Origin of the sequence: Moorena sp. SIO2C4 (assembly GCF_010672485.1) — a bacterium.
Classification (GTDB): domain Bacteria; phylum Cyanobacteriota; class Cyanobacteriia; order Cyanobacteriales; family Coleofasciculaceae; genus Moorena; species Moorena producens.
In genome coordinates this window covers 1-1,587 of record NZ_JAAHGN010001384.1, presented here as the reverse complement: position 1 = coordinate 1,587, position 1,587 = coordinate 1, and the positions used below count along the sequence as shown (strand labels likewise).

Annotated in this window: 2 protein-coding genes; both read left to right on the top strand. The window is 42.8% G+C overall.

Annotated elements, in window-relative coordinates; genetic code table 11:
* Positions 1-272 precede the first annotated feature (272 nt).
* Positions 273-572 (top strand): DUF6312 domain-containing protein, encoded by a 300-nt coding sequence (locus F6K20_RS37835; RefSeq protein ID WP_287251430.1) that lies wholly within the window; start codon positions 273-275, stop codon positions 570-572.
* 196 nt (positions 573-768) lie between these two features.
* A complete protein-coding gene (locus tag F6K20_RS37830; protein ID WP_008180448.1) occupies positions 769-975 on the top strand; it encodes a DUF6200 domain-containing protein in 207 nt (68 codons plus the stop codon).
* Positions 976-1,587: the final 612 nt, after the last annotated feature.

Below are 1,587 nucleotides of genomic sequence, written 5' to 3'. Positions count from 1 at the left end.
ACGTAGTTATAAGGGTTTGAGCTTGCCATTAAGCGATGCAGCTTCGGAACAGGGGGTTTCCCCCACTCGCGCTTTGCATCAAGACAATGACTTGAGGGTTAATTTCCGACTGTATCTTCCATGAGCCCATTGGCATCAAAGCCTTATAGAGTAAGCTTTTTGGGGCTCATGTCACCACCTCAGCTACTCACGTCAGTTTAATTATTGACCGGTGAGGTTTTATGCTATAAGATTAGTGGTAGTACTTAAATCAATCTAGGAACTTAAGAGTTATGGCTGATAATGAAATTAAGAGCGCTGTCATTTTACGCAGTGAAGATTCTTTTGGAGGAACACCTGAGCTCTTGTCTGGATCTACAAGTAAGAAGAGCAAGAAAAAGAAGAAGAAGAAGCAGGCAGCAGCTTTAAAGCCTCTTGAGAAGGCTATGTTTAAACAAGCAAAGCGTCTCGACGAGGCGACAACGCTCTATAAGGAGCGCCATGAGAAGTCCAATCGTAAGAAGAAAAATGGTTGGATTAAGGATTTCGGAAAGAACTATTCCAAGAGTATGTCTAAGTTGATGAAATTTTAGTTTGGTTTCTGGTCTATCGTTAACTTCGATGTAATGCGTCAATGTAATCGCTATTATATTGAATCCAAAAAGGATTTGAGTTCTTCAAAAGTTTTTGGAATGTTCATTACATCACTTTGAAGTTTTTTACAAGGGCGGAGCTGGGCACGATCTAACTTTTGATAAAGCTTGCTAAAATTTAGTTAGGAGAACTTCCATGAGTACACTTCAGAAAGAAAACACCATTATCCTAGAAATGGGATCGGCAAAGAAGGATGATATTAAGGATTTGCAATATGGTGAGGGTAAGCTTTTTAAGAGGATTGCTAAAGTCATTGGAGAATTGAAAGAGAGTGGTGAGGTTGCAGAAAATGCTCAACCAGTAATTGTTGTGGTGAAGAAGAAAAGCGAGAAAGATTGGTAAGTTTCTAATCGATCTGAGGAGCAATACGAATTTCTGTCATGGGCTTCGTAGATTTGTTTTTCAGGGGTAAACTGAGTTGCTAACTCAAGTCCGCTTGACTTTAACCCAAGATTGAGTTCCTCCTTTGGCAAAGCTATTGTTATTGATTACTTCAATGAATCTGCATCGGGGGCTTTATGCCCCATCGAACCAGGTTAATTGAAGATAAATAGGAACCTCTAATTATTGTACTGGTCATGTTCAAGTAGACCCGTGAACTACCCCAACTTACTTAAACGAAGTAAGTTGGGGTTTCTAGCTTGGCCGTAGGCCACGCTACGGGAACACGGAAGAATGCCGAAGGTGCGCTTTCCGTTCTCCGTAGGAGACGCGGGGCGCGTTCGGCGAATTAAATTCGCCACGGGTCGCACCTCAACTTAGACGGACGTCCAAGTTTTGGTCTTACTCCTTCTCCACGCTTAGTTGACCTCTCCCGTCCCAGAGGACTCACAGGGGTAGGTTTTTTACATTAGGGTAAAACATGGGGCGACCCAGAGGGAGAGGAAAAGGAAAACAACTTAGGTGCGCTTGACCTTGGCGAATTAAATTCGCCACGGGTCGCACCTGAAGAAG